The following is a 26,176-nucleotide window of genomic DNA, read 5'->3' as shown; positions in this document are numbered from 1 at the left end:
ATGAAGATTCGTGTTGTGGCCGGGGTAGCCCTCGGCGCCGCACTGCTGGCCCCCACCCCCGCGTCGGCGGCCGGCGCGCCCGAGCTCTCGGGCGCCGCCGTCTACGCCGACAACGGCCACCGGCTCGCCCGCTACGAAGGCGGGGAGTGGAGCACCCTCGCCAAGATCGGCGCGCTGCCGCAGTTCGCCGTCTCGCCGGACGGCAGGAAGGCCGCCTGGGTGACCGACGGCGGCAACCTCCAGGTCAAGGACGGCGCCAAGACCGTCACCGCGGCCACGAAGCTCCAGGGCGGCACGCCGTGCCTGACCCCCGTCTGGTCGCCCGACTCGACGCAGGTCGCCTACGTCGGCAAGGGCGAGACCATCATGGCGGTCAAGGCCGACGGCACCGGCAGGCGCCGGCTCGGCACGTCCAAGGGCGTGTGCCATCTGGCGTGGGCGGCGGGCGGCCGTTACCTCGCGGGCTACACCGGCGAGGCCGACGCCGTCTACCGGCTCGACGTCAGGACCGGGAAGGCCGCCAGGGCCAAGGGCGTCAAGCTCGTCACCCACGTGCAGAGCCTGTCGCCGAACGGCCGCAACGCGGTCGTCGCGGTCCCCGCCGATTCCGCCGCGCTCGGCGACGGCAGCTGGCCGGCGGCCTTCAAGCCGGCCGTGGTCGACCTGGTGACGGGCCGGAAGCTCACCCCGGCCGTCAAGGGCCGGCTGATCGGCGCGTTCTACCTGGCCGACGGGCGGCTGGTCGTCCGCGTGGCGGGCGGCGCGCACAACACGCTGGTCGTGCTGGACGCCGGAGGCAAGGAGAGCCAGCGGGTCGAGGAACCGGCCAGGGCCAGGACCCAGGCCCTGCTGCAGGTGCTGCCGTAACGTGGGTCCGGTGAACGATTTCTGGTCCACCGTCAACCGGGTCGTCACCGGAGCCGCGGCCTACATCACGGACGAGCGGGGCCGGGCCCTGCTCGTCAAGCCCAACTACCGCGACCACTGGTCCTTCCCCGGCGGCATCATCGACGCGGGCGAGCACCCGGCGCAGGCGTGCGCCAGGGAGGTCGCCGAGGAGCTCGGCCTGGTGCTGGAGGTCGGCAGGCTGCTCGCCGTGAGCTGGGTCGACGGCCTGGCCTACGTGCCGTACGCGATGGTCAACTTCATGTTCGACTGCGGCGAGCTCCCGCCGGGCACGGTGATCACCTTGCAGGCCGAGGAGCTGGACGACCACGGCTTCTACACCCACGAGGAGGCCGCCCGCCTGCTGCCCGCCCACGGCCACCGGCGGCTGCTGGCGGTCGCGCGGGCGCGGGCCTCGGGCGGGACGGCCTACCTAGCTCCCGGTGAGGACCGGCTGGTCGGCCAGGAGGGCTGAGGGCAGGAAGACCATCGCGGTCAGGCCGCCGTAGGGCGAGGGCGCGAGGGTGACCTTGATGTCGTGCCGGGCGGCCAGCCGGCCGACCACGAACAGGCCCAGCCGGTCGCTCTGCGCCAGGTCGAACTCGGGCATCTTGGCCAGCCGGTCGTTGAGCTCGTCCAGCTCGACGCGGGGCAGGCCGAGGCCGCGGTCCTCGATCTCGATCATCAGGCCGTGCGGGGTGCTCGAACTGCGCACGTCCACCCTGGTCTTGGGGGGTGAGAAGAGCGTGGCGTTCTCGACCAGCTCGGCCAGCAGGTGGGCCACGTCCGTGACGGTCGCGCCGAGCAGCGCGGTCTGCGGCGGCGGGAGGATCTCGACGCGTTCGTACTCCTCGACCTCCGCGACGGCCGCGCGCAGCACGTCGAGGATGGCCACCGGGTTGCGCCAGCCGCGCCCGGGGGCCTGGTCGGACAGGATGATCAGGCTCTCCGCGTGCCTGCGCATGCGGGTGGTGAGGTGGTCCAGCTTGAACAGGTCGGCCAGCAGGTCGGGCTCCTCGGTGGCCCGCTGCATGCCGTCGAGCTGGAGCAACTGGCGGTGCAGCAGCGACTGGTTGCGCCGGGCCAGGTTCACGAAGACCTGGCTGACGCCGTGCCGCAGCCTGGCCTGGTCGACGGCGGCCTCGACGGCCGTGGACTGCACGTGGTTGAAGGCCCGCACGATGTCGGCGACCTCGGCGGTCTCCGTCCTGACCTCCAGCGGCGCGACCTCGGCGGCCGTGGGCGGACGGGTGTTCGTGCGCAGCCGCTCGATCAGCCCGGACAGCCGCACCTCGGCCAGTTCGGTGGCCGCGTCGCGCAGCCCGGCCAGCTCGCGGACCAGCCGCCTGCGGAAGCGCAGCGACAGCAGGATCGAGGCGAGCACGGCGAGCAGGCCCACGCCGCCGGCCACGCCGATCTTGATCAGGATGCTCCCCGCGGCCGGCGTCACCCGGGCCACGATGCCCTCCACGGCCTGGCCCTGGTCGCGTTCGAGCACGGCCCACAGGTTCTGGCCGTCGATCTCCCAGGTGGCGGCGGTGGCGGGCAGGCCGTTCATCGCGGCCTGACCCCGGATGGCGTCCTCGGCGTCGAGGAACTCCTTGTAGACGGGCGAGGCGGCCAGCTGCTCGTACGGGCCGCGCAGGCCGCCGTCCAGGTGCGAGAGCGCCTGCGAGTACAGCAGCCGCCGGGTCGCCACCATCCCGGTGAACGCCTCCCGCTCGACGGCCTCGACCCGCCCTCTGGCCAGCACCACGACGATCATCGCGCGTTCCCGCGAGACCAGGTCCTTGGCCTCGCCGAGCATGGTGACGGCCCGCGCCTGCCGGTACAGCGACATGTCGGGCACCAGCACCATCGCGTCGTACATGCGGAAGGAGGCGTCCACGATCTGGCTGTAGCCGTCGATCACGGCCAGCGGCGCGACCGTGTTGCCGTCGACCTTGGCGCGGATGCCGGCCAGCAGGTCGAGCTTGGCGTTGAGGGCGTCGAGCTGCGTGCGCATCTCGGGCGACATCCCGCGCTGGTCCTTGGCCAGCTTGCGGAAGGCCGCCACGGCCCGGTCGGTCTGCCCGCGCTGCCTGGCCAGCTTGTCCGCCCGGCGCTGGGTGGCCAGGAACTCGACCGAGGCCAGCCGCTCGTCCTGGAGTTCGGCGTTGATCCGCTCCGACGGCGTGGCCAGATTGGAGGCCAGCTTGTTGATCTCCAGCAGGCGCAGGCCGTCGCCGCCGGTCAGGCCCGCCGCGAACGCCCACAGCCCGACCAGGGACAGCAGCGGCACGAGCAGGAGGATCAGGAGCTTCAGAGCAATGGGACGGCCACGCGTGGGGGGCATGCGACCTCCGGGTGCATGATGAGATCGCCTCGCAGATTACACCCCCCTTTGGAAGGATTTCTGTGCGTCTTCCGCGTTCCACCGCCGGTTGGACCATCGGCGTCTTCGGCGTGCTCGCCTTCGCGCTCGGGCTCGTCGGGCTGCTGTCGCCGGACTCCCTGCTGGTCCTGCTGGGTTTCGAGGTGCTCGACGTACGCCCGTCCGGCGACTACACGCTGGTCTACATGGCGGCTTCGTCGATGGCGGCGGTGAACATGGGGGTCTATTACGTTTTCGCGGCATCCGCCGACTACACGCCGTTCTTCCGGTGGACCGTGCCGTTCAGGCTGGTGACGTTCGCGGTGTTCACGACGCTGGTGCTGACGGGGGCGGCGCCGGGCGAGTTCTTCGGCGTGGGGCTCTGGGAAGGCGTGGGAGCGCTGGTCACGGGGTTCGCGCTCTGGCGCGAGGGCAAGCTGCTGCCCTCGCGCCCATGAGCTCACGGCCTGGTGTCGTCGGGACGGCCGCCGGCCACCAGCCGGTCGCCGTCCGCCCGTTCGTGTGCGGCTCGCTCGCTCGCGACCCGTTCGTGTGCGACGCGGCCGTCCGTCACGCCGTCGTTCGCGGCGCGGTTGCGGTCGCGTTCGAGCCGCCGTTCGAGGTCGCGCTTCTCGCCCTCCAGCCGGGAGACCCGGTCGGACGCCTCGGCGCGGGCGGCCCGCAGCCTGCGGCGCTTCCTGGCCGTCCTGCGCGACCCGGCGCCGATCAGCCAGATCCCCGCCAGCAGGGCGGCCGCGGCGACCGCTCCCGCGAGGAACATCTGGACGTGGTCGAGCTGGTAGGTGTTGCCGAACAGGATGTACCTGGAGCTCTCCTCCGTCGCCACCAAGGCGACGGCGCCGCCGGCGAGCAGGACCAGGATCAGACCCAATAAGACCATCCGAACTCACCCCTTGTCGTCAGAGCGCGTTTCTTCTGCCCTGACGGAGACGGGGTATGCGCATGATGGCGGGTATGAGACCCGAGCCAGGCCAGGTGCTGCACTTCTCCGAGGACCCGACCATCGAGCGGTTCGTGCCCCATGTCGCGCAGACGTCCTCGCTCGGCGAGCCGTACGTGTGGGCGGTCGGCCACGACCGCTGCCCCGACCACTGGTTCCCGCGCGCCTGCCCGCGGGCGATGGCCTGGCGCGGGCCGGACACGACCGACGAGGACGTGGCCAGGATCGCCGGCGCGGGCTGCGGCGACCGCGTGCACGCCGTCGAGTACGCCTGGCTCCAGGCCATCATGGACGTCCGCCTGTACGCCTACCGCCTGCCCGCGGCCGGATTTGCGCCGATCGGCGACCCGCCGCACGCCGTGGTGTCGAGGGAGCCGGTCGTCCCGCTCGGGCCGCCCGAGCCGGTGGGCGACCTGTTCGAGCTGCACGAGCAGGCCGGGATCCAGCTGCGCGTGCTGGACAACCTGTGGCCGTTCTGGCACGAGGTGACGGGCAGCAGCATGCGGTTCAGCGGGATCAGGCTGCGGAACGCGCGTCGATGAGCGCGGTCAGCTCCGCCACCGGCATCGAGGCGGGCGGCAGCTTCTCGCGGGCGACCCGGTTGGCCTCGCGGCGCAGCACTTCGTTGACCGGCGTGGGGACGCCGTGCTCGCGGCCGAGCAGGACGATCTCGCCGTTGAGGTAGTCGGCCTCGATCGAGCCGCTGCCCCTGGCCAGGCTCTGCCAGGACGACCCGCCGCCACGCTGAACGCCTTCGATGGGGACGACCTCCACCTGGTCGCCGCGCACCCGGCGCTCGTCCTCGGGGGTGGAGTAGGGGATGCCCGCGTGCTCGAACACGCTGACGGCCTCGGCGCGGGCCCTGTCGAACAGCTCGACCATGCCGTCGGCGTGCCCGACGAGGGCTTCGACGGCGTTGCCGAGGTTGCTGAGCAGCTTGCCGTGCTTCCAGCGCATGACGTCGGGGGTGGCGCGGGCGAGCAGCCCGTGTTTGCCGAGGTCGTCGGCGATCTGCCCGGCGAGGTCGTCCACACCCTGGGGATAGCGCCCGACGTGCAGCAGGCCCGAGTACGGCCGGCCGTAGGCGGCCACGACGCCGGGTTCGAGGTGCTGGGAGGGCAGCCACACGCACATGCCGTAGACCCGCTCGGACCTGCGCAGGACGGTGCGCTCGTTGGCCACGCCGTTCTGGGCGCACACCACCGGCAGGTCCGCCGGCCAGGGGTCGAGGGCGGCCAGGGTGTCCTGGGACTTGGTGGCCAGGATCAGCACGTCGTCGTCGCGGGTGGGGATCGGGCCGGAGGCCGCGGGGATGCGCAGGGTCTCGTCGGAGTCGGGGGTGATCAGGCGGAGTCCGTCACGCTCGAGCGCCTCGTGGTGCGCGCCTCTCGCGACGAGCACGACCTCGTGCCCGCCCTGGTGGAGGCGGGCGCCGATGGTGCCGCCGACTGCTCCTGCTCCGATCACTATGTAGCGCATTGTCCGAGAATGTCACTTCTTACTTCGCGAGCGCCACCTCGGTCTGCGGCATCAGGGCGGTGCCGCGCGTACGCTCGCGCATGATCGTCTTCAGGACGCGCCAGCCGTCGCGCACCGCGTGCAGGTTGCTCGCGCCGTGGATCCGGGAGCGCTCGTGGCTGGGCACCTCGTGGATGACCAGGCCGGCCTGGGCGGCCCGGACGTTCATGAGGGTCTCGATCTCGAAGCCGTCGCAGTCGAGCTCCATGACGTCCAGGTGGTCGCGCCAGAAGGCGTTGTAGCCGTAGCACAGGTCGGTGAAACGGGTGCCGTACAGCATGTTGGTCAGGCCGGTGAGGACCTTGTTGCCCAGCGACCGGATGGGGCTGAGGTCGTCGGAGCCGCCGCCGGGGGCGTACCGGGAGCCCTTGGCGAAGTCGGCGCCGTCGATGAGGGTCTCGACGAAGGAGCGGATCTCCTTGCCGTCGGTGGAGCCGTCGGCGTCGATCATGACGATGATGTCGCCCCGGGCGGCCTGGAAACCCTCGATGAGGGCGTTGCCCTTGCCCCGCCGGCTCTGCACGACGACCCGGAGGTCGGGGCGCAGCCTGCGCGCGACGGCGACGGTGTCGTCGGTCGAGTTGCCGTCGACCAGGATCACCTCGTCGATCCAGTCGGGCAGCGTGGCGAAGACGTGGGGAAGGTTCTCGGCTTCGTTCATCGCGGGGACGATGACACTGACACTGGCGGCGAAGGGCTGCTTGTTCATGGGTACAAGGTGCACCTGCACACATGCAGCCCACTTGACACTGCCTTGCAGTGATCCTACTTATATGCGATCTCCACCGACCAATGCCTCGTCCGCCCGCGCGAGGATCTCGTCGACGGTCTCGGCGGGGGACTGCGCGGAGGTGTCCAGCCACAGGCCGATCCGCGGCGTACCGGCCCGCAGAGCGGCGTCGAGCTGGGCGATCGTCCAGGCGCCGTAGCCGGTCTTGGCGCGTTCGCGCTCGCGGCGCTCGACGGCGGCGGCGTCGGGCGCGAGCACGACCACCCGGAGCGGACGGGTGCGGATCCACCGGGTGAACCGCTCCAAGTCCTCTCCAAGGACCACATCTTGCACAATTGCTGTAAATCCGGCTTCGAAATACAAGTCCGCCGTTCGAGCCGCGAGCCGGTAGCGGAGCTGCAACTGGCGCACCGCCTCCTCCTCCGACCCGGGCGTCATCTCGGCCCGGCCGCCCACGACCATGCGGCGGAAGGTGTCGCCCCGGACGTGGGCCGACCGCGGCAGGCGCTCGGCCAGCGCCTGGGCGACCGTGGACTTGCCCGCGGCCGAGATCCCGGTGACCAGGACGACGCCGTTCACCCGCCGACGAGCTTCCGCACCCGGTCGGCGCCCACCGCCATGAGCAGCGTGGGCAGTCGCGGCCCGGTGTCCCGGCCGACCAGCAGCCGGTAGAGCAGCACGAAGAACGCGCGCTGGGCCGCCTTCAGCTCCGGCGTGGGCTTGGCGTCGGCGTCAAGGCCGGCCTGGAGCTTCGGCACGCCGTAGACCAGGCCGGTGAGGCCGTCGAGCGTCCAGTCGTCGAGGCCCTCGGCCAGCAGCCGCAACGACTCGCGCTCGGTCTGCCCGAGGGAGTCGAGCAGCTCCTGGTCGGGCGTCTCGCGCACGCGGGTGCGCTGGTCAGTGGGCAGGTGGTCGGCCACCCAGCGCTGCGCCCGGTCGAGCCGGGGGCGGGCCTGGTCGAGCTCGTCGACGGCGTCGAGGTCGCGCAGGATGCGCAGCGCCTGCTCGTCGTGGCCGGTGGTGATGTCGAGGATCGAGGCCAGCGTGCGGTAGGGCACCGGGCTCGGCGTGGCCGGCAGCGGCCCGGCGGCGGTGCCCACGGCGCGGGCGTGGGCGGCCAGCTCGGCGGGCTGGGCCTGGCCGGCGGCGACCTTGCGGGCCAGGGCGTCCCACTCGTCGTAGAGGCGCTGGATCTCCTGGTCGAAGGCGACCTTGAAGGACTGGGCGGGCTTGCGGCGGGCGTACAGCCAGCGCAGCACGGGCGCCTCCATGATCTCCAGCGCGTCGGCCGGGGTCGGCACGTCGCCCTTGGAGCTGCTCATCTTGGCCATGCCGGTGATGCCGACGAAGGCGTACATCGGGCCGATCGGCTGCTCGCCGCCGAACACCTCGCCGACGATCTGGCCGCCGACGATCCAGGCCGAGCCGGGGGAGTGGTGGTCGACGCCCGACGGCTCGAAGACCACGCCCTCGTACGCCCACCGCATCGGCCAGTCGACCTTCCACACCAGCTTGCCGCGGTCGTGCTCGGCCAGGCGCACGGTCTCGCCGAACCCGCACTCGCAGGTGTAGGCCAGCTCGGTCGTCTCGTCGTCGTACGCGGTGACCTTGGTGAGGTCGCGCTCGCACAGCTCGCAGTACGGCCTGTACGGGAAGTAGTCGGCCACCTCCCGGCCGCCGTCCTTGGTCCGGTACGCCGCCAGGATCGCGTCGATCCGCGACCGCTCGCGCATGGCCAGCAGGATCTGCTCCCGGTAGGCGCCCGAGGTGTACTGCTCGGTCTGGCTGATGCCCCGGTAGTCGACGCCCAGCTCGGCCAGCGCGGCGGTCATCGGCGCCTTGAAGTGCTCGGCCCAGTTGGTGTGCGGGCTGCCCGGCGGGGCGGGCACCGAGGTCAGCGGTTTGCCGATGTGCTCGGCCCAGGACGGGTCGACGCCCGCGGGCACCCGCCGGAAACGGTCGTAGTCGTCCCAGGACAGCAGGTGCACGCAGTCGAGGCCGCGCCGCCTGATCTCGTCGGCGACGAGGTGGGGGGTCATGACCTCGCGCAGGTTGCCCAGGTGAATGGGGCCCGAGGGGCTGAGCCCGGAGGCGCAGACGATCGGTTTGCCCGGGGCACGACGCTCCGCCTCGGAGATCACCTCGTCCGCGAACCTGGAGACCCAGTCGGCCTCTGCACTTTCCGCCATCGAGCCATTGTCGCGGCTCGCCAGGGTCATACGCGAACCGGCCGAAAATGCGGTGCGTTGCCGGTGAGCCCTGCAGTAGCCTCCGGCGCATGACGCCACCCCGTGTACGTCCGCCCTTCGTGGCCGACGAACGTACCCAGCTCGTCGGCTGGCTGGACATGCAGCGCTCGATCGTCCAGTGGAAGTGCGAGGGGTTGTCAGAGGCCGACGCCCACCGGCCGGTCCTGCCGACCTCGCCCCTGATGACGGTGGCCGGTCTGGTCGCCCACATGCGCTGGACCGAGCACTGCTGGTTCGAGGTGCTCTTCCTGGGCGGCAGCGCCGAGGGCAACCCGCAGTTCCTGGAGGCGCCCGAAGACGCCGACATGCTGGTCGAGGGCGTCACGCTGGCCCAGCTCCTCGACGACTACGCCAAGCAGTGCGAGCGCTCCAACGAGATCGTCGCCGCCCACTCGCTCGACGACGTCGGCAAGCACCCCGACTTCCGGTCGGCGGCGTCCTCGCTGCGCTGGGTGCTGATCCACATGGTCGAGGAGACCGCCAGGCACGCCGGCCACCTCGACATCGTCAGGGAGCTGGTCGACGGGAACAAGGGCTACTACTGACCCTCACAGGCCCAGCACGTCCGCGGGGTCGGCGACGATCCGCTGGATGACCAGCCCGGCCGCCCCCAGCACCGCCGCGTCGGCGCCGTTGGCCGAGACGACCAGGGCGGGCGGCGTGCCGCGCATCTGCCCCAGCCGGGCCGCGAGCACGTCCCGGGCCGGCGCCGCCAGCCACGGGAACAGCGGGGCGAAGATGCCGCCGAGCACGATCCGGCCGGGGTCCAGCAGGTGCACGGCCGAGGTGAGCGCCACCCCGAGCGCCTCCCCGGCCCGCGCGCAGGCGGCCAGCGCGTGCCGGTCGCCCTCGGTCAGCGCGTCCACCAGGGCGGCGACCGAGTCCAGCGCGCCGAGCAGGGCGTCCTGGCCCGCGTACACCTCCAGGCAGCCGCGGCCGCCGCACCGGCAGGCGGGGCCGTCGGGGGTCACGACGACGTGCCCGAGCTCGCCGGCCAGCCCGTACGTCCCCCGGAACACGGTCCCGTCCACGACCAGCCCGGCGCCGACGCCGATCTCGCCTGAGACGTAGAGGAAGTCCGTCGCCCGCGAGCCGAACCACAACTCGCCCAGCGCCGCCAGGTTCGCCTCGTTGTCGACCGCGCACGGCAGGCCGAGCAGGTCGGCCACCCGTACGTCGCGCCAGCCCAGATGAGGGGCGTTGCGCAGCAGGCCGCCCTCGACCGTGCCGGGCACGGCCAGCGCGGCGCCGATGATCCGCAGCCCGGCCGCCTCGGCCTCCGCGGTGACCTCCTTGACCAGGTCGCGCAGCAGTTGCAGCACGCCGGCCGGGTCGGAGCCGCGGTTGTCGGCCGGGCGGGTGCGGCGCAGGCGTACGGACCGGGTGAGGTCGACCACGCAGGCGGCCAGGTAGTCGATGTTGACCTCCAGCCCGAGCGCGGCCACCCGGTGCCCGCTCAGCCCCACGGCCACGCCGGGCCGCCCGCGCTCGCCGTCGCGCACCGCGCCCGACTCGCTCACCGCGCCGGCCTCCAGCAGGGCCGCGACCAGGCTGGACACGGTGGTCTTGGTCAGCCCGGTGAGCTCGGCCAGCGCCGCCCTGGTGAGCGGGCCTTGCCCGTGGACGGCCTGGAGTACCACGGCCAGATTGCGGGCACGCATGGAATCATGCCGGACCCCCCTTGACGCCACCATGCATGCCTCCTCAGGATTATGTACAGATTATGGACTAAAGGTAGGGGACGTCAGCAAATGTCATCCTTCACTCCGACACCCGCCGATCGCTTCACCTTCGGACTCTGGACCGTGGGCTGGCAGGCACGTGACCCGTTCGGCGACGCGAGCCGTCCCGCGCTCGACCCGGTCGAGAGCGTGCACCGGCTGGCCGAGCTCGGCGCGTACGGCGTCACCTTCCACGACGACGACCTGCTGGCCGTCGAGCCCGACCGGGACAAGGCGATCGCCGCCTTCCGCAAGGCCCTGGACGAGACCGGGATGAAGGTCCCGATGGCCACCACGAACCTGTTCACCCACCCGGTGTTCAAGGACGGCGCGTTCACCAGCAACGACCGCGACGTGCGCCGGTACGCCCTGCGCAAGGTCATGCGCAACATCGACCTGGCCGCCTCGCTCGGCGCGACCACGTACGTGTGCTGGGGCGGACGCGAGGGCGCCGAGTCCGACGCGGCCAAGGACGTCAAGGCGGCCCTCGACCGCTACAAGGAGGGCCTGGACCTGCTCTGCCAGTACGTCCTCGACCGCGGCTACGACCTGCGCTTCGCCCTGGAGCCCAAGCCCAACGAGCCGCGCGGCGACATCCTGCTGCCGACCATCGGCCATGCCCTGGCGCTCATCAACGACCTGGAGCACCCCGAGATGGTGGGCCTCAACCCCGAGGTCGGCCACGAGCAGATGGCGGGGCTCAACTTCGTCCACGGCATCGCCCAGGCGCTGTGGCACGGCAAGCTGTTCCACATCGACCTCAACGGCCAGCACGGCCCCAAGTACGACCAGGACCTGATCTTCGGCCACGGCGACCTCAAGAGCGCCTTCTTCCTGGTCGACCTGCTGGAGAACGGCGGCTACGACGGCCCCCGGCACTTCGACTACAAGCCGCTGCGCACCGAGGACCCCGACGACGTGTGGGACTCGGCCGCCGCGAACATGCGCACGTACCTGATCCTGAAGGAGAAGTCGCGCGCCTTCCGCGCCGACGCCGAGGTTCAGGAGGCGCTGCGCGCCTCCCGCGTGGACGAGCTGGCCCGGCCCACCCTCGCCGCGGGCGAGACCTGGCAGGACCTGGCCGCCGACGACTTCGACCCCGAGGCGGCGGCCCGGCGCGGCTTCCACTTCACCCGGCTCAACCAGCTCGCCCTCGAGCACCTCATGGGGGTCCGTGGATGACCAGGCCGCTCAGCGTCCAGCTCTACACCGTCAGGGAACAGCTCGCCGCCGACCGCGACGTCACCCTTGAGCGCATCGCCGGCATCGGTTACGGCGCCGTCGAGCCCTTCGACCCGACCGCCGACCCCAAGGGCTTCCGCCAGGTGATCGACGACCTGGGGCTCGCGGTGAGCAGCACGCACGCGTACGCGCTGCTCAGCCAGGAGCCCGCCGAGGTCTTCGACGCCGTCGCCACGGTCGGCGCCGACCTGGTGATCATCCCCGGCGGCGTCCCCGAGGCCGAGTTCACCACCCGCGACGGCCTCGCGCGCACCGCCGACCTGCTGAACGGCCTGGCCGAGCAGGCGGCCGGGCACGGCATGCGCATCGGCTACCACAACCACTGGTGGGAGATCGAGCCCAGCATCGACGGCCGCCACGCCATCGAGGCGCTGGCCGACCTGCTCGCCCCCGAGGTGTTCCTGGAGATCGACACGTACTGGGCGGCCGTGGGCGGCGCCGACGTGCCCGCCCTGCTCGGCCGCCTGGCCGGGCGCACGCTCGCGCTGCACGTCAAGGACGGGCCGGTGGTGAAGGGCGAGCCGCACACGGCGGTGGGGGCGGGCGCGATGCCGGTGCCCGAGATCCTGGCCGCCGTGCCGGACGCCTGGCGGATCGTCGAGCTCGACACGTGCGCGACCGACCTGTTCACCGCACTCGCCGACAGCCACGCCCACCTCACCGGCCTGGAGGGCTCATGAGCAGCGGAACCAGTCTGGAGGCTGCATGAGCAGCGGGCCCGTGGGCGTCGCGGTCGTCGGCGCCGGGGTGATCAGCGCCCAGTACCTGCGCAACCTCACCGCCTTCCCCGACGTGCGGGTGCTCGGCGTGGCCGACCTGGACACCGGCCGGGCCGCCGCGGCGGCCCGCGAGCACGGCGTGCCCGCCTCGGGCAGCCTGGCCGAGATCCTCGCCCTGCCCGAGGTCGAGATCGTGGTCAACCTGACGGTCCCGGCCGCGCACGCGGCCGTCGCGCTGGAGTCCCTGCGCGCCGGCAAGCACGTGTACGGCGAGAAGCCGCTCGCCCTGGACATGGACCAGGCGGCCAAGGTCATGGCCGAGGCCGCCAACCTGGGCCTGCGCGTCGGCGGCGCCCCCGACACCTTCCTCGGCCCCGGGCTCCAGGCCGCGGCGCACGCCCTGCGCTCCGGCCTGATCGGCGAGCCGGTCGGGATCACCGTCGCCTTCCAGAACCTGGGCCCGGAGTCCTGGCACCCCGATCCCGAGTTCTACTACCGGCCCGGCGGCGGCCCCCTGTTCGACATGGGCCCCTACTACCTGACCGCGCTGGTCTCCCTGCTCGGCCCGGTCGCCCGGGTCGCGGGCGGCACGCGCAGGGCCCGCGCCGAGCGGGTCGTCGGCTCGGGCCCCAAGGCCGGCACCCTCTTCCCCGTGGACGTGCCCACCCACGTCAACGCCCTGCTGGACTTCCCCGGCACGGCCACCGCCACCGCGACCTTCAGCTTCGACTCGCCCGTCAGCCGCAAGCTGATCGAGGTGATCGGCACGGAAGGCGCCCTGCTGCTGCCCGACCCCAACACCTTCGGCGGCCCGCTGCTGGCCCGCGGCCGGCACGACCCCGACTGGCGCGAGCTGCCCGTCGCCGCCGGCCGGGCCGGACGCGGCATCGGCGTGCTCGACCTGGCCCGGTCGCTGCGCGCGGGCACGCCGCACCGGGCCTCGGGCGAGCTGACGCTGCACGTGCTGGAGCTCATGACGGCCATCACCGAGTCGGGCGAACGCGCCGAGTTCCGCCCGATCACCTCGGCCGTGACGGCTCCCGAGCTCCTTCCGGGCGATTGGGACCCGTGCGCGAACACGTCGTCCTGACGGGACGGCTCAGAAGAGCGGCTTGGCCAGGCGGATCGTCAGGATCCGGCTGGTCACGCCCGAGTCCACCAGGCGGCCGTCGGCGTCGAAGGTGCCGAGGCCGAAGTCGTTGTCGTTGGCCACGGCGAGCGTCACCGGGTCGAGCAGGGCGACGCCCTCGATCTTGCCGGGCAGGCCGGGGATCGCCGCCAGGTCCACGGCCTGCGCCTTGGTGGCGACGGTGACGTTCGACGGCAGCGACGCCTCCAGCGAGGGCGTGGTGGCCGGGTCGTCGTGCCGGCCGCCGAGCAGGTTCGTCGCCCGGCGCAGGTCCACGGTGTAGAGGCGGGCCACGGCGTCGGTGCGCTCCTGGAGCAGCAGGCGGCCGGGGCTCAGCACGTTCAGGGCCGAGATCTTCATGTCGCCCTGCTCGGCCGCCGGGTCGAAGGTGGCCACGTTCTCCATGGTGTAGGCCCACTCGCCGGTCGGGCGGCCGGTACGCAGGTCCACCCGCAGGATGCGGGCCGTGCTCGACGCCTTGCCGGTCTTCTTGTCGGGGTTGGCGAGCGGGCTCTGCACGGCCAGGTACAGGGCGCGCTCGGCCTGCGAGACGCCCAGCGCCTCGATGCCGCGGTTCTGCTGCCGGGTCGCGAGGATCGCGGGCAGCGTCTCGTGGACCGGGTAGCCGGCGCCGGTGAGCTTCAGACCCTTGGGGACGTACCTGGCCAGGACGCGGCCGTCGCCCGCCACGTGCAGCAGCGAGGGGGAGTACTCGTCCACCAGCCAGAAGCCGCCGCGGCCGTCGGTGACGATGTCCTCGGTGTCCAGGCCGTTCGGGTCGTAGGGGAGCTGCGTCAGGCCGTCCCAGGTGTAGGGGATCTCGTCGTGGCCGGACTGGTTGGACAGGCCGGTGATCGGGGTGCCGTCGGAGGTCTTCAGCGGGATGCTCTCCACGATGCGCGCCGCGCCGTGCCGTACGGCCACGCGGACGATCGCCGGCGCGAACTCCGGCACCGGGAACGTGCGCCGCTTCTCCCCGTTGACCTTGGGCTCGCCGTTCGGGCCGCGGTCGGTGACCATCCAGTACTCGCCCGCGCGCCTGGCCGGGAACAGGCCGCTGCCGAGGCCGCCCAGCTTGACGCCGCGGGAGTCCTTGACGATGTCCGGCTCGAAGGCGGCCAGGTCGGGGGCGGGCAGCGTCACGTCGGACAGGACGCGCGGCTGCCGTCCCGAGGCGGCGTCGGCGGGCGCGGCGACGGTGGTGGCCAGAGCCGCGCCGACGGCCAGCAGGGCGATGAACGAACGAGACATGACGCTTCCCTTGGCAGCAAACCTACAGATAAGGGTCGAAAGGTATCCGCGCTGGATGTCCTGCCGTTGAAGGGCGCGTGAATTAGTCCCACGACATCACACGAAATTTCACGACGATCGGTGACATGTCGTACTAGGCGGCCTTCGGGGGGCTTCCTAGCGTGGAGTCGTGACCCTCATCCGGCGTACGGCCGTCGCCGCGGCGGCCGCGCTCATCTGCTCGCTGCTGCCCGCGCAGGCCGCCCGCGCCGACGGCTCCTACACCTGCTTCCTCGGCTGGATCGACCACGGCACGATCTCCGGCCAGGACTGCGAGGGCGTCGGCTACGTGAACGTCAACGTCACGATCACGGCCGGCCCCGACCCCGGCACGTACCTGTGCCGCACGGCCTTCTCCTGGAACGGCTCCCTGTCGGGCGAGGGCTGCACGGGCTGAGCCGCCTCCGGTCCCTTGCCTGCCGGTGAGGACCCCGGTCCGGGCCGTTCCCTTCTCTTCGTTCAGGGCAGAGGGGTGCTCATGACCCAAGACCCCTTCGAACCCCCCGGAACCGGGCTCATCACCTCCTGGATCGCGCTCCTCGACAACGCCCGCCACGAGAACCGGGTCATCTCGGTACGCCTGCTGAGCGGCGACTCCTTCACCGGCCACGTCACCCGCCGGGGCGACTCCGTCGTCACCGTCGAGTCCTCGGACCGGGCCTCCGGCGGCGCCCGGGAGCACAACCTCGCCATCAGCGCCATCGTGTCGATCTCCTTCGAGTCGCCGGCCGGTCCCACCGGGGCCTCGCCCGCCTGAGCACCCGCCGGAACGCCGGACGCGCTTCGGACGCGCCGGCCTGTCGCACGGGAACGCGTCGTCCCGTATCGTCCCCACCAGCGACCCCGTCCCCGTGAGGAATGATCAACATGTCCCACGATGTGGTACGACGCGTTTTCCGGACGGTCGACTCGTTCGACCCCGACAAGTTCGCCGAGCTGCTGGCCGAGGACGCCATCCTGGTGTTCGGCAACGCCGAGCCCATGGTGGGACGCGACGCCGTCGCCGCCGGCCTGCGGACGTTCTACTCGACCATCGGTGGCCTGCGGCACCGGATCGTCCGGGACTGGCAGGTGGGGGCCGACACGATCGCCGAGACCGAGGTGACGTACCGGCGGCTCGACGGCAAGGACGCCGCGGTGGTGGCCGTGTCGATCTGGCACACCCGCGACGACGGCCTGATCTCGAACTACCGCATCTTCGCCGATCTCGCCCCCATCTACGAGTCGTAACCCCTGCCCCGTATTCCTGTCGGTATTGTGGACAACTCTGTGCGCCCGCCGGCGGCCACGTACCGACAGGAGAACCGTCATGCCCACCTACGAGCCGCCCACCCCCACCCCGACCGGTACCCCCGCCCCGAGCCCCACGTCCCCGACCCCCAGCGAGCCCCCGACCCCCAGCCCCACGACCCCGTACCCCACCCCCACCCCGACCTCCACCGGAACCCCGACCCCCACCGGAACCCCGACCCCCAGCGGGACACCAACCGGGACACCAACCGGAACGCCGACCCCGACCGGGACGCCAACCGGGACGCCGACCCCGACCGGGACGCCGACCTGGACCCCAACCCCGACCGGGACGCCAGCCCCGACCCCGACCACCACCCCCAGTGGGACACCGAGCCCTTCGGCGGTGGCTCCCGCCCCGAGCGCCACCCCCTCGGCCCCCGCCCCGACCGCGGCCGCCCCCCAAGGCTCCGGGATGCCGACCACCGAGGTGCACGGCACCACCTTCACCAAGGCCGCCGGCGCCTTCCTCGCCGAGCGCACCGAATTCGCGACCGACACCCGCCGCATCCTCGACGCCCTCGCCGCACTGGGCGACTTCGCCGGCACGGACGAGACCGCGAACACCTTCAAGAAGAACTATTCGACGGCCCTGAAGAAGGCCGAGACCTACGTCGACGCCCTGCGCGACGTCTATCCGGCGGTGGCCGACCGCCTGGCCGACATGCGGACCAGCTTCGACGTCGCCAACTGGGCCACCATCGAATCTCTGCCCAAAGTGTCCGACCCGCCCAAGCTCTCCCCCAAGGACGGACAGCTCATCTGACACCCCTGGAGCCCCCGATGACCACCCCCGAAGACCCCACCCCCTACCTCGACGACGAGATGCGTCACCTCCTCGGCCAGTTCCAGGCCGACGTCCGCCCGCTGGAGGAGTTGCAGCAGACCCTCGACGCCGTCCGCGGCCGTGGCGAGGCCGCCGACGGCCAGGTGACGGCCGAGGTGCTGCCGACCGGCGCGCTCGGCGGCCTGCGCATCGATCCGCGGGCCATGCGACTGGGTGCGGACGCCCTGGCCGAGGCCGTCCTGGCCGCCGCGAACGCCGCCGCCGAGGACCTCGCCGCCCAGATGTCCGGCCTGATGACGACCGGTCTGGCCCCCTTCGCCGACGAGGTCCGTCGCTTCACCCGGGACTGACGTCGTGACCGGCACTCAGTACCGGCGCCACCGCCTGAACTGGTCCTGGCCCGCGGCGACGCCCAGCTTGGCGAGCATCTGCTGCCAGGTCGGCAACAGGCTGACCGGGTCGTCCACGACGTCGCCCGGCCGGTTGAGTGCGTTGGCGGTGGTGCTGAAGATGGTGGACCCGGTCAGGAACACGACCGCGTTCCGCGCCGCCGGGTTCTTCGGCAGCACGTTCGCGGCCTTGCCGAAGTTGGCGGGGTCCACGTGGTAGAAGACCATGGCCGCCGCGAAGTTCTTCAGCATGTAGTCGCCGCGGTCCCCCCAGGAGCCGGTGTCCTCGCCCCTCGCCAGCTTGAGCCCGTCGACGACCGCCTGGTCGAGAACGGTGTAGGCCAGGCTGCCCCCGACGGCGTAGATGAACCGTTTGCCCACGGCGTGCTCGAACATCTTCAGCAGCAGCCGCGCCTGCGACCTGCGTATCGCCCAGTTGATCATCACCTGGACCTTCTTGTCGATCGCCGGCCAGCAGAAGAACATCAGCAGTTCCAGCCACTGGATCATGGCCATCGTCCGCAACGTGTGCTGGGTGCGCTCCAGCAGTTCGGCATAATCCTCGACCGCGTCCGCCAGCCCCCGGACGTAGGCGGAGACGCGCGGCGGATAAGGCGCGATCTCCTGGTTGAAATACGTCCGGAACGCGTCAATGCCCGCACCGGAACTCGGCGGACGCCAGACCCGGGCCGCCACCTCCTCCACGTCGTCAAGGCTGGCGTCCACGCGTCCCGCCAGTTGCCGCAACAACTCCGCGGCCGCCCGCGCCTTTGCCGGATCGCCGTCGGGATAGGCCACGCTCAACATCTGCAGAACCACACCGCCCACTCCGACGGCGGAGAACATGAACCCCGCCATCGGCAGCGCCCGGGAAGACGGACTCATTCGACAACCCCTTCTGCTGAAATCAACAATTGGTCGTCGGATCATCCCATCAATATCCTCGATAACGCCAGTCCCAGATTTCCGCCGCCGTTCAGCTGCCGGTCCGATCGGAGTTTCCCGTCAGGGCCTATTACGAGCCCCGGATACCGCCCATTGCGCACCCGTAGCAGTGCGGCGCGATAATCGCCAAGACCGGTGCGGAGGCGGCGGTCTCGATCGGCTTTCGTGGCCGGCGCTTTCCTGCTCATTCGCGGCTTCTTCTTCGGCCGGACGGCCTCCGGGGCCCGCGCGAACGACGCCCGAAAGGGCGAAGGCGGCGTCACCCATGGAAGCGGGCCGGCGATCCGTACACAATGGATCATCAGCCCTCAATGCGGCTCATGCCTCGGAGGTACGGTGACCCCCGCCTCGAACCCCGCATTCGATCACATCTCCGCCGGATACCACCCCGATCCCGCACTGTCGATGTCCCTGCACGCCGACGCCTATACCGACCCGAAATGGCACGACATCGACCAGCAGGCCATCTTCGCCCGTACCTGGCAATGGCTGTGTCACGTGGAACGCCTGCGGGCGCCGGGCAGCTACGTGACGGGGACGGTGGCCGGCCTGCCGATCGTCGCCGTACGGGACGAGGACCTGGGACTTCTACCTGGAGACCGCCGAGCCCGACCAGGCCGAGCTGGACAGCATCCGCTACATCGACGAGGTGCTCCAGGTGGAGGACATCGCCCTGGTGGAGAGCGTCCAGCGTGGCATGCGCACGCCCGCGTTCACCCAGGGCAAGATCGTGTACGACCCCGACGGCTCAGGACTGTCGGAGCACGCCGTCCACCATTTCCACGGCCTGGTCCTGGACGCCTACCGCCACCACCTCGACCACCGACCGTAGGAAAACAGCAGCGACAAGGCCGCTTCCGTACTCCGGAGGCGGCCTTCTCCGTATTCGCCTGTCACGCCCGCACCCATCCGGACACCTGCTTGATGTGACATACCCCTACGGAAGGGACGAACACGTGGGCCCACCGGACCCCCGGCAACGCTTCGAGGAGCTCTACACCGAGCACTACGCGACCGTCTCCGGTTATGTGCGGCGGCGCAGCGACGACCCTCACGACGTCGCCGACGTCATCGCCGAGACGTTCACGACCGCGTGGCGGCGGCTCGGCGAGGTGCCCACCGGCGACCGCACCCGGCTCTGGCTGTACGCGGTGGCACGGCGAACGCTGGCCAACCACCGCCGCGGCGAGTCCCGCAGGGCGGCCCTCACCACACGCTTGCGTACCGAACTCGCGGAATGGACCGACCCCGCGGCCGGCACCGCGCCCGAGACCGCCCGCGCGGCCTTCATGCGGCTGTCCGCCGACGACAGGGAGGTGCTCTCGCTCGTCGCCTGGGAGGGGCTCGGCAACGCCGAGCTGGCGCAGGTGCTCGGATGCTCGCGCCTCGCCGTCCGGCAGCGCCTGCACCGCGCCAGGAAGCGCCTGGCGGCCGAGCTCGCCGCCGAAGACCCCGATCTTGCCCGGTACGGCTCGCGGGCCGTCCGTCTCGCCAAGGAGACCTCATGAACGACGAACTCGACGACATCGTCAGGCGTCTCGCCTCGCCCGCGGGGCCGGGCCTGACCGACGGCGCCCGGGAGACCATGTACAAGATCATGGAGGCGGAGCCGGCCCCCGCCTTGCCCGCGCGCAGGAGGCGGCGCACCCTGCTCGCGCTGCCTGCCGCGGTGGGCGCCCTCGCGGCGTCGCTGGCCGTCGTCGTCACCCTCGGGCCCGCCTCGGCCTCGGCCCTCGACGTCAAGGACGAGGGCGGCTACTTCGTCATCGAGGTCAAGGACATGTTCGCCAAGCCGGAGGTGTACCAGCAGCAGCTGCGCGACGCCGGGCTCGACATCAAGCTGCGGCTGTTGCCGTCCACGCCCAGCAACGTCGGCTCGGTCGCCCCGAGCACGGTGGAACCGAACGGGATCGAGGTGGTCGACCGGCAGGAAGGCTGCGAGACGGCGGGCGGCTGCCCGATCAGCATCAAGGTCAGCCGGGACTTCAAGGGTTCGGCCGAGGTCATCCTCGGCCGGGAGGCGCGTCCCGGCGAGAAGTACGAGATCACCACCGGCTTCGACTCGCTGGGCGAGCCCATGCACTGCGCGCCGTACCACAACAGGCCCGTCAGTGAGGTGCGCGCCCTGCTCAAGGCTCGCGGTGTGGACGTCCAGGCGTTCGACGTCCTCGGCCCCGCCTTCTGGACGAAGGAGGGGGAGGAGACCGAACCGGTGACCAAGGCGTCGGTTCCGGAGTCCATGCACGTCGTCGGCGGCTACCTGACGATGGCCGGCAAGGCGACGCTCCAGGTCAGCGACTCGGACCTGCCCACCGACCTCGTCCGGACACTGCAGCAGAAAGCCGGATGCCGGTGATCCGGCACGGACTCTCGTCATCGCGCTACATGGAACCGACCTTGCCGTCGGAGAACTCCGGCCTGTCGGCCAGGCGAAAGAGCATGACGACCAGGACGACGAGCGCGGCGAACCACCCGGCGAGCAGGACGGGTGACAGTTCGGCGTAGCCGTGCCCGGCCAGCAGGCCGGCCGCGCCCAGACCCGCCACCGCCCAGCGCAGCACGTCCAGCAGGGCGACCTGTGAGGTGTCGCCGCTCGAGCGCAGGTGGATCATGAACGCGTCCACGATCAGCCAGACGGCGATCAGGGCGCCGGCCGTGGCGGCGATGCCGATCACGTCCTTGATCGGCCCGTCCGTGGGTTCGCCGCCCATGAAAACGGCCACCAGCGAGACGGGGACCATGCAGCCCGCCGATGTCCGGGCCCTGGCGAAGGCGTCGCCGGGCTGCTCCAACGACAGCAGCCCGGCGGCGCACAGCCCCCAGCCGACGGGGTCGAACAGCAGGTCGAGGCCGTTGAGCCGGAGGGCGCCGAAGGCGACGACCAGCCCGGTGGCGATCTTCGTTACGGGATGCACGCGCAGTGCCCTTCTCCTGTGGGCGGCTCTCCTGTCGGACGGCGGTCAGAACTCGCCGCTCACCGCCTTGTTGCACACCAGGCCGGCCAGGCCGCGTTGCCAGGCCACGGGTACCTGGCCCGCCTTCCCGGTCAGCTGCCACGACGTCGGCGTCACCTCCGACGAACCCGTCCCCAGCCAGGTCCGGTAGGTGAATCGGATCGGCCGCGGCTCGTGCGGCACCGCCCCGCAGTCGGTGATGACGATCCGCCGGCTCACCGAGTCCATTCCGCGGCCCTCAACAGTGGTCTTGGCCGATTCGTCCTGCGAGCTCTCGGGAGGGAGCAGACGCAGGCCCGGTATGGACATCGAGATATCCGTGATGGTGATTGGGGAAATCGCCTCGTTCTCGAGCTCGAACAGGGCCCTGGTGGACAGCACGCCATTGTCGTCCACGTCGGCCGAGGGAAAGAAGCTGTCGATTGTCCATTGGATCCGCGGCGTTGTCGCCCCTGACCACCACAAGCTCGCCGCCACACACATCAGCACGAGACAGATGGACACTACGGCCGGCATACGCGTACGCGGGGCGATGCCGAATTGCTGCCATATATCCGCTGAACTCACGAGATGGAACCATATATTGTGGCGCCTTGTGTCGATACCCCCGGTGATTTCCTGGGTGGCGGTGCTGGTCACCGTGCTCGCCGCAGCCGTGCCCCTCAGCCAAGGACGCCTCGACAGGTTCGCCGCCCTGACGGGTCTCACCGTCACCGGCACCAATGCCCGCCGGATCATCACCTATTTCACCGGTCTGCGCCGGTGGCGGCTGGTGGCCGTGGTTCTCGCCGCCCCCGTTGCGGGCCTGACCGCGGATCCGTTCTATCTTGTCCTGGGCTGGTGCGTGGTTCCGGTATTCCGTGTCGTACGGTCGCCGGACGCTGACGCCCTTTATCGCCGGGTCTGGCTGCTCGCCGTGTGCGGTTCCGCCGTGACAGGTTGCTATCTCCTGCTATCGCGGGGAATCACCCCGACCCGGCTCGCCCATGCTGTCGTCGTGGTCGCGGTGGTGACGGCGATATCGTATGCCGAGCGAAATGCCGGGCCGGAAATTCCGGACGAGACGGACTCGGCCATTCGCCGATGGTCTGTTCGCGCCGGATATCTGGCGGGAGCCGCGACAGTGCTCGCCGGTGTTCTCATCGGGCCCCGGCAGGCGCTGCCGAGCGAAGTGCAGCAGTACACGATGCCCCGGCAGTTCCCGGAGCAGCGGGCTTCCTTCCAGGAGATCGGCAAGGTGAAACGCCCCACCTGTCCTTGGATCGACGAGATGGACGACCCGTGCCGCTACTGGCTGGTGGACGACATGCCGTTCCCGCAGGCCGCGCCGTACGTCGTCATGAAGGGCGGGGCGCCGAAGGCGGCGCCGTTCGTGGTGAGCCCCGATCGGCGAACCGCCGTCTACCTGGACCGGACCTCGCGCCGCATGGTCTACGAACACGCGGGGACCCGGCATGATCTCAGCGGCCGGCTCGCCGACGCGGACGTGCCCGAGGTGAGCGTCAGCGACCGCGGCAGGTACGTCGCCCTGGCCAGGAACGGCACCCGCGTCATCGACACCAGGTCGTGGAGCGAGACCACGCTTCCCGGCGCGCTGAAAGTGCTTCAGGTCAACTCCGCGGGCGTGGTGGTCACGACGGACTCCCGCCTGGTGGCCCACGACCATGGCGGCAAGGAACTGCTGAACATCGCCATCCCCGACGTGCTCCTGAAATCCGACACCGCCTTCCTCAAGCCGGACCGCAGCCGGCTCGTGGTCATCAGCGAGTACGGCGACCTCGTCGAGACCTACGACCTCACCACCCGCGAGCGCATCCACCGCGTGCGCCCCCGCCTCCCCGACGGCGATTCGATCGAATCGGGCAAGGGCTGGTCGACCAAGGGCCCGTTCGAGGTGCTCCGAGGGAACGCGGGGACGGAGGAGCGCAGAAACTTCTTCCTCGACCTGGCCACCGGCAAGACCTGGTACACCAAGAACAGCCCGCCGGACGGCTACCAACCCGCCAACCAGTAGGACGAACAGAACACGGGCTCCCGCTTCCAGCGGCAACCCCGAACTCGCGGCCTCCTAATACTGTCCGTGTGGTGCTACGCAGCCTGTCGCCTGGGGCGCATGTCGAACATGTAGAAGATGAGCAACAACACGTAGAACACGAGCGCGCCGATCGCACTGAACGCGCCGATGACGGTCGCGACGAGATAGAGCACCGGCCCCATGCCCCAACGAAATCGCAACGAGCGTGCCTCGGCCGGAGTGATGTGCCCGCCGAGGTGGCGGTGCCCTGACGAGGCGTACCACCACACGGCGTTGTAGAAGATGCCGCCGATCACCAGCACGATGCCATAGAAGACGGCGGCCATCTGGGTGCCATGGTCGGCGTGCAGCGCCTCGGCCAGCACATGCGTGGGAAACGGCAAGAAGGCGACATCCATCAGGAGGAGCACGTTGAGGGCCAGCAGCAGGCCGTCGGTCCGCTGGATGAAGTGGAACATGCGGTGGTGGTTCATCCAGATCATCCCCACCAGCAGGAACGTCACCATGTAGGCGAGGTAGGACGGCCACAGGCCGATCAGCGTACCCCCGAGGTCCTTCTCCCAGCCTTCGGGCAGCCGGATCTCGAGCACCAGCAGCGTGATCGCGATGGCGAAAACGCCGTCGCTGAACGCCTCCAGGCGCCCGGTGCTCATCACGGAAGAGTCATCGCTCACGCCGCGTATCGTAGCGAGGGCTACCAAGTCGCCCGATGGCGGGCAGTTCTGCCGTAGCGTCTCAGTGGCACGGCGACGCTGAACCGCGTGAGCACACACCGAAGAACCTCAACTGTGGTGTTCGGGCGCGGCCATCCCGTGCGGCGCGGTCAAGCCATGGGACCACAGCGCTGCTCCGTGTCGAGCCGACCGGGCACAAGGCGACACCAGGACCCGCAAGCCCCGCGGAACCGATCGAGACCATCGCCGCTCTCGTCGGGTCGCGGGCGCCGGCGTCACCGAAACCGTCTACCGGCGCCGGTTCAAGCCGGTGATCACCAAGGGCGCTCACCATGAACACCGTCTTCGGCGACAAGCCGACGGGGTGAGTCCGAGCGAGATGGCTCCCATCGACTTCCGGGAACGGAAAAGGGCCCGACCCGCTGAGCGGATCAGACCCTCTACCTGGCCAAACTGTGTCGGGGTGGCGGGATTTGAACCCACGACCTCTTCGTCCCGAACGAAGCGCGCTGCCAAGCTGCGCTACACCCCGGTGCACGCCCGTCTTGCGCGTGCTTGAGAAAGTCTAGCGGACTTCGCGGGTACTCGTGACCGCCTCAGCGTCGCGGAACCAGCGTGAGCAACGTCGCCTCCGGGAAACACGCGAAACGGGCCGGTGCGTACGGCGAGGTGCCGAGGCCGGCGGACACGTGCAGCCAGGAGCTCTCGTGCCGGCTCAGGCCCTTCACGCGGGCACGGTCGATGCCGCAGTTGGTGACCAGGGCGCCGTAGAACGGGATGCAGAGCTGGCCGCCGTGGGTGTGGCCGGCGAGCAGGAGCTGGTAGCCGTCTTCGGCGAAGCGGGTCATGTTGCGGGGCTCGGGGGAGTGCATGACGCCGAGGCGGAGGTCGGCGTCGGCGGGGGCCGGGCCGGCGACCAGGTCGTAGCGGTCGCGGGAGATGTGGGAGTCGTGGATGCCCGCCACCGCGACGTCGAGGTCGCCGATCTTGACGCGGGCGGTGGTGTTGTTCATGTCCAGCCAGCCCTCGGCGGCCATGCCGGCGCCCAGTTCCTCCCACGGGAGGTTGGGGATGTGCTGGCGGCGGTCGTTCTTCGAGGTACGCCAGAGGTAGCGGGCCGGGTTCTTCGGCTGGGGGGCGTAGAGGTCGTTGGACCCGTAGACGAACAGGCCGGGACGGGACAGCAGGGGCTCCAGGGCGTGCAGGAGCGCGGGGACCGCTTCGGGGTGGGCGATCGAGTCGCCGGTGTTGACCACCAGGTCGGGCTCCAGGGCGCCCAGGGAGCGCACCCAGTTGATGAGCATCGTGCGCCTGGGGGTCAGGTGCAGGTCGGACAGGTGCAGCACGCGTACGGGACGCCGCCCGCGCTCCAGCACCGGCACATCGAAGCGGCGCAGGCGGAACCAGTTGCGCTCCACGACGGAGGCGTAGCCCAGCCCGGCCAGGCCGAGACCGATCATGGACAGGGGCACTGCGACGGCTTTCCTCACGTACTCATGATGCCTGACAACGGGCACGAGGCGTCCCGGCAGACGGCAAGATGGACCGCATGAGCGCAATGAAGGACAAGCTGAAGGCCGATCTCACGGCCTCGATGAAGAGCCGGGACGAAGTCCGTCTCCGGACGATTCGCATGGCTCTGGCGGCCGTGAACGTCGAGGAGGTGGCGGGCAAGACGGCCAGGGAGCTCAGCGATGACGAGGTCATCAAGGTGCTGACCAAGGAGGCCAAGAAGCGGCGCGAGGCCGCCGAGGCGTTCCAGAACGCCGGACGCACCGAGCAGGCCCAGGCCGAGCTGGACGAACAGGCGGTGCTGGAGGAGTACCTGCCGGCGCAGCTCTCCGACGAGGAGCTGGCTCAGATCGTCGACGCGGCCGTGGCCGAGACCGGCGCGTCCGGGCCTCAGGCCATGGGGCAGGTCATGAAGGTGGTCAACCCCAAGGTCGCGGGCAAGGCCGAAGGCGGCCGCGTCGCCGCCGCCGTCCGCGCCCGCCTCACCGCCTGACCACCCGACACCGCCCACCCACCGATAGCCACACATGCCGCCTTCGCGTGGGAGGTCCTCACTCGGGACGCCGCCCTCGTGACGCCGCTCCCGCGACCGTCCGCAGTGACGGCGACGGTCCGACACGGCGGTGGCGGCTCAAGAGGCAGCGGCGGTCCCACGGAGCTCCGTGGTGGCGGCAGGAGCAGCCCCACGGGCGGTGGCGTTCCGAGGGAGCGGCGGCGGCGGTCCGACGTGACGGCAGCGGCCCTTCATGGCGGAGGCGGTCCGGCCGAGCGGTGGTGCTGGTTCACCGGGGCG

At 70.8% G+C, this 26,176-nt stretch carries 31 protein-coding genes and 1 tRNA gene; 18 read left to right on the top strand and 14 right to left on the bottom strand.

What is annotated here, in order from left to right; all coding sequences use genetic code 11:
• Together ACNF49_RS03275 and ACNF49_RS03270 are read left to right on the top strand one after the other, a co-directional pair.
• Positions 1-867 carry a hypothetical protein gene (locus ACNF49_RS03275; RefSeq protein WP_482942756.1) on the top strand — a complete coding sequence of 289 codons (867 nt, stop codon included), beginning with the start codon at positions 1-3 and terminating at the stop codon, positions 865-867.
• 10 nt (positions 868-877) lie between these two features.
• A complete protein-coding gene (locus ACNF49_RS03270) occupies positions 878-1,360 on the top strand; it encodes an NUDIX domain-containing protein (RefSeq protein WP_357966052.1) in 483 nt (160 codons plus the stop codon).
• Here the strand turns inward: ACNF49_RS03270 and ACNF49_RS03265 are convergent.
• Positions 1,319-3,220: a sensor histidine kinase gene (locus ACNF49_RS03265; RefSeq protein ID WP_482942755.1), complete on the bottom strand. Its 1,902-nt coding sequence runs from the start codon at positions 3,218-3,220 to the stop codon at positions 1,319-1,321. The two genes, ACNF49_RS03270 and ACNF49_RS03265, sit on opposite strands and share 42 nt — an antisense overlap.
• A gap of 62 nt (positions 3,221-3,282) precedes the next feature.
• On the opposite strand from ACNF49_RS03265, the gene ACNF49_RS03260 reads away from it, so the two are divergent.
• On the top strand, positions 3,283-3,696 hold the full coding sequence (locus tag ACNF49_RS03260; RefSeq protein WP_357966058.1) for a hypothetical protein: 414 nt from the start codon (positions 3,283-3,285) through the stop codon (positions 3,694-3,696).
• Between the two features lie 2 nt (positions 3,697-3,698).
• Here ACNF49_RS03260 and ACNF49_RS03255 read toward each other — a convergent pair whose 3' ends face one another.
• Positions 3,699-4,139, bottom strand: a complete 441-nt coding sequence (locus ACNF49_RS03255; protein ID WP_482942754.1) for a hypothetical protein — start codon at positions 4,137-4,139, stop codon at positions 3,699-3,701.
• 74 nt (positions 4,140-4,213) lie between these two features.
• Between ACNF49_RS03255 and ACNF49_RS03250 the strand changes: the two genes are divergently transcribed.
• Positions 4,214-4,741, top strand: coding sequence for a DUF6886 family protein (locus tag ACNF49_RS03250; RefSeq protein ID WP_357966063.1), 528 nt, complete (start codon positions 4,214-4,216; stop codon positions 4,739-4,741).
• On the opposite strand, the gene ACNF49_RS03245 is transcribed toward ACNF49_RS03250, so the two are convergent.
• From ACNF49_RS03245 to lysS, 4 genes are read right to left on the bottom strand one after another with little or no spacing between them, the layout of a single operon-like run.
• Positions 4,716-5,678 carry a ketopantoate reductase family protein gene (locus ACNF49_RS03245; RefSeq protein ID WP_357966066.1) on the bottom strand — a complete coding sequence of 321 codons (963 nt, stop codon included), beginning with the start codon at positions 5,676-5,678 and terminating at the stop codon, positions 4,716-4,718. The two genes, ACNF49_RS03250 and ACNF49_RS03245, sit on opposite strands and share 26 nt — an antisense overlap.
• Before the next feature lie 19 nt (positions 5,679-5,697).
• The gene (locus tag ACNF49_RS03240; RefSeq protein ID WP_357966069.1) at positions 5,698-6,426 is read right to left on the bottom strand and encodes a glycosyltransferase family 2 protein; all 729 of its coding nucleotides are present in this window, start codon (positions 6,424-6,426) and stop codon (positions 5,698-5,700) included.
• Positions 6,427-6,486: 60 nt separating this feature from the next.
• Positions 6,487-7,026 (bottom strand): AAA family ATPase, encoded by a 540-nt coding sequence (locus tag ACNF49_RS03235; protein WP_482942753.1) that lies wholly within the window; start codon positions 7,024-7,026, stop codon positions 6,487-6,489.
• A complete protein-coding gene (lysS, locus tag ACNF49_RS03230) occupies positions 7,023-8,636 on the bottom strand; it encodes a lysine--tRNA ligase (protein ID WP_482942752.1) in 1,614 nt (537 codons plus the stop codon). Before lysS ends, ACNF49_RS03235 begins: the two co-directional genes overlap by 4 nt.
• A gap of 89 nt (positions 8,637-8,725) precedes the next feature.
• Here lysS and ACNF49_RS03225 point away from each other — a divergent pair, with 89 nt between their 5' ends.
• Complete coding sequence (locus ACNF49_RS03225) at positions 8,726-9,241, top strand: DinB family protein (protein WP_357966078.1); 516 nt, start codon at positions 8,726-8,728, stop codon at positions 9,239-9,241.
• A 3-nt stretch (positions 9,242-9,244) separates the two neighbouring features.
• Here the strand turns inward: ACNF49_RS03225 and ACNF49_RS03220 are convergent, their stop codons facing one another.
• Complete coding sequence (locus ACNF49_RS03220) at positions 9,245-10,357, bottom strand: ROK family protein (protein ID WP_482942751.1); 1,113 nt, start codon at positions 10,355-10,357, stop codon at positions 9,245-9,247.
• Positions 10,358-10,447: 90 nt separating this feature from the next.
• Between ACNF49_RS03220 and xylA the strand changes: the two genes are divergently transcribed.
• Genes xylA through ACNF49_RS03205 form a run of 3 tightly spaced genes read left to right on the top strand, consistent with a single transcriptional unit; the run spans position 10,448 to position 13,468 of the window.
• A complete protein-coding gene (gene xylA / locus ACNF49_RS03215) occupies positions 10,448-11,599 on the top strand; it encodes a xylose isomerase (protein ID WP_357966083.1) in 1,152 nt (383 codons plus the stop codon).
• Positions 11,596-12,339 carry a sugar phosphate isomerase/epimerase family protein gene (locus ACNF49_RS03210; RefSeq protein WP_482942750.1) on the top strand — a complete coding sequence of 248 codons (744 nt, stop codon included), beginning with the start codon at positions 11,596-11,598 and terminating at the stop codon, positions 12,337-12,339. The genes xylA and ACNF49_RS03210 overlap by 4 nt, the downstream gene beginning before the upstream one ends.
• 25 nt (positions 12,340-12,364) lie before the next feature.
• Positions 12,365-13,468: a Gfo/Idh/MocA family protein gene (locus tag ACNF49_RS03205; protein WP_482942749.1), complete on the top strand. Its 1,104-nt coding sequence runs from the start codon at positions 12,365-12,367 to the stop codon at positions 13,466-13,468.
• A 9-nt stretch (positions 13,469-13,477) separates the two neighbouring features.
• Here ACNF49_RS03205 and ACNF49_RS03200 read toward each other — a convergent pair whose 3' ends face one another.
• The gene (locus ACNF49_RS03200; protein WP_482942748.1) at positions 13,478-14,758 is read right to left on the bottom strand and encodes an esterase-like activity of phytase family protein; all 1,281 of its coding nucleotides are present in this window, start codon (positions 14,756-14,758) and stop codon (positions 13,478-13,480) included.
• A 169-nt stretch (positions 14,759-14,927) separates the two neighbouring features.
• Between ACNF49_RS03200 and ACNF49_RS03195 the strand changes: the two genes are divergently transcribed.
• The 5 genes from ACNF49_RS03195 to ACNF49_RS03175 all read left to right on the top strand — a co-directional run bounded on the left by ACNF49_RS03195 (position 14,928) and on the right by ACNF49_RS03175 (position 17,224).
• Entirely contained in the window at positions 14,928-15,194 is a 267-nt protein-coding gene (locus tag ACNF49_RS03195) for a hypothetical protein (RefSeq protein WP_357966093.1), read from the top strand.
• An 81-nt stretch (positions 15,195-15,275) separates the two neighbouring features.
• Positions 15,276-15,554 (top strand): hypothetical protein, encoded by a 279-nt coding sequence (locus ACNF49_RS03190; RefSeq protein ID WP_482942747.1) that lies wholly within the window; start codon positions 15,276-15,278, stop codon positions 15,552-15,554.
• Between the two features lie 110 nt (positions 15,555-15,664).
• Complete coding sequence (locus tag ACNF49_RS03185) at positions 15,665-16,027, top strand: nuclear transport factor 2 family protein (RefSeq protein ID WP_357966098.1); 363 nt, start codon at positions 15,665-15,667, stop codon at positions 16,025-16,027.
• A 475-nt stretch (positions 16,028-16,502) separates the two neighbouring features.
• Positions 16,503-16,853 (top strand): hypothetical protein, encoded by a 351-nt coding sequence (locus tag ACNF49_RS03180; RefSeq protein WP_482942746.1) that lies wholly within the window; start codon positions 16,503-16,505, stop codon positions 16,851-16,853.
• A gap of 17 nt (positions 16,854-16,870) precedes the next feature.
• The gene (locus ACNF49_RS03175; protein ID WP_357966104.1) at positions 16,871-17,224 is read left to right on the top strand and encodes a YbaB/EbfC family nucleoid-associated protein; all 354 of its coding nucleotides are present in this window, start codon (positions 16,871-16,873) and stop codon (positions 17,222-17,224) included.
• 15 nt (positions 17,225-17,239) lie between these two features.
• Here the strand turns inward: ACNF49_RS03175 and ACNF49_RS03170 are convergent, their stop codons facing one another.
• A complete protein-coding gene (locus ACNF49_RS03170) occupies positions 17,240-18,148 on the bottom strand; it encodes a WXG100-like domain-containing protein (RefSeq protein ID WP_357966106.1) in 909 nt (302 codons plus the stop codon).
• A gap of 718 nt (positions 18,149-18,866) precedes the next feature.
• On the opposite strand from ACNF49_RS03170, the gene ACNF49_RS03165 reads away from it, so the two are divergent.
• The 3 genes from ACNF49_RS03165 to ACNF49_RS03155 all read left to right on the top strand — a co-directional run bounded on the left by ACNF49_RS03165 (position 18,867) and on the right by ACNF49_RS03155 (position 20,564).
• Positions 18,867-19,040 carry an SRPBCC family protein gene (locus ACNF49_RS03165; protein WP_482942745.1) on the top strand — a complete coding sequence of 58 codons (174 nt, stop codon included), beginning with the start codon at positions 18,867-18,869 and terminating at the stop codon, positions 19,038-19,040.
• A gap of 124 nt (positions 19,041-19,164) precedes the next feature.
• Positions 19,165-19,716 carry an RNA polymerase sigma factor gene (locus ACNF49_RS03160; RefSeq protein WP_482942744.1) on the top strand — a complete coding sequence of 184 codons (552 nt, stop codon included), beginning with the start codon at positions 19,165-19,167 and terminating at the stop codon, positions 19,714-19,716.
• The gene (locus ACNF49_RS03155; RefSeq protein ID WP_482942743.1) at positions 19,713-20,564 is read left to right on the top strand and encodes a hypothetical protein; all 852 of its coding nucleotides are present in this window, start codon (positions 19,713-19,715) and stop codon (positions 20,562-20,564) included. The genes ACNF49_RS03160 and ACNF49_RS03155 overlap by 4 nt, the downstream gene beginning before the upstream one ends.
• Positions 20,565-20,589: 25 nt before the next feature.
• Here ACNF49_RS03155 and ACNF49_RS03150 read toward each other — a convergent pair whose 3' ends face one another.
• Entirely contained in the window at positions 20,590-21,123 is a 534-nt protein-coding gene (locus tag ACNF49_RS03150) for a hypothetical protein (protein WP_482942742.1), read from the bottom strand.
• Positions 21,124-21,168: 45 nt separating this feature from the next.
• Positions 21,169-21,801 carry a hypothetical protein gene (locus ACNF49_RS03145; RefSeq protein WP_482942741.1) on the bottom strand — a complete coding sequence of 211 codons (633 nt, stop codon included), beginning with the start codon at positions 21,799-21,801 and terminating at the stop codon, positions 21,169-21,171.
• Here ACNF49_RS03145 and ACNF49_RS03140 point away from each other — a divergent pair.
• A complete protein-coding gene (locus tag ACNF49_RS03140) occupies positions 21,785-23,176 on the top strand; it encodes a hypothetical protein (protein ID WP_482942740.1) in 1,392 nt (463 codons plus the stop codon). The genes ACNF49_RS03145 and ACNF49_RS03140 overlap by 17 nt on opposite strands.
• A 74-nt stretch (positions 23,177-23,250) precedes the next feature.
• Here ACNF49_RS03140 and ACNF49_RS03135 read toward each other — a convergent pair whose 3' ends face one another.
• The 3 genes from ACNF49_RS03135 to ACNF49_RS03125 all read right to left on the bottom strand — a co-directional run bounded on the left by ACNF49_RS03135 (position 23,251) and on the right by ACNF49_RS03125 (position 25,331).
• On the bottom strand, positions 23,251-23,871 hold the full coding sequence (locus ACNF49_RS03135; protein ID WP_482942739.1) for a TMEM175 family protein: 621 nt from the start codon (positions 23,869-23,871) through the stop codon (positions 23,251-23,253).
• 458 nt (positions 23,872-24,329) lie between these two features.
• Positions 24,330-24,403: transfer RNA gene (locus ACNF49_RS03130), tRNA-Pro, on the bottom strand.
• Between the two features lie 64 nt (positions 24,404-24,467).
• Positions 24,468-25,331, bottom strand: coding sequence for a metallophosphoesterase (locus ACNF49_RS03125; RefSeq protein WP_482945718.1), 864 nt, complete (start codon positions 25,329-25,331; stop codon positions 24,468-24,470).
• An 89-nt stretch (positions 25,332-25,420) separates the two neighbouring features.
• On the opposite strand from ACNF49_RS03125, the gene ACNF49_RS03120 reads away from it, so the two are divergent.
• Positions 25,421-25,876: a GatB/YqeY domain-containing protein gene (locus tag ACNF49_RS03120; protein ID WP_357966123.1), complete on the top strand. Its 456-nt coding sequence runs from the start codon at positions 25,421-25,423 to the stop codon at positions 25,874-25,876.
• Positions 25,877-26,176 lie beyond the last annotated feature (300 nt).

The sequence above is a fragment of the Actinomadura sp. ATCC 39365 genome (assembly GCF_054392275.1).
This window is presented reverse-complemented; position numbering and strand designations above follow the sequence as displayed.